Genomic DNA, 326 nt, shown 5'->3' with positions numbered 1-326 from the left:
CTGCACAGTTACCTTTTTCCCATTTTTCACTGCATTGATCAGCGAACTGGCGATGTGGGAGATCTTTGCTAACCTGTAAATTGTGATCTTTATCGATTTCACCGCCGGGTCCAGGGCGGCTTCTCTCAGGAATTTTACGGTATAGGAAAAAGTTTGATAAGGCGTGTGCAGTAAATAATCCTTTTTCGCTAATTCTTTAAAAAGACTCCCCTGCAGGATCATTCCGGAGATTGGCAGGGGTTCATAGACCTTATACTGCAATTCTTCGCTTCCCAGGCTTGGAAAATTCATGTAATCCCTGCGATTATGGTACCGGCCGCCGGGGA

General features: G+C 45.7%; 1 pseudogene. It reads right to left on the bottom strand.

Annotated elements, in window-relative coordinates:
• Positions 1 to 326 (bottom strand): annotated as a pseudogene (locus HC175_RS22035) (polyphosphate kinase 1); the annotation flags it as partial.

The organism is Salinimicrobium oceani, assembly GCF_012037645.1.
Note: the sequence above shows the minus strand (reverse complement) of the source record. Positions and strands in the feature narration are given on the sequence as shown.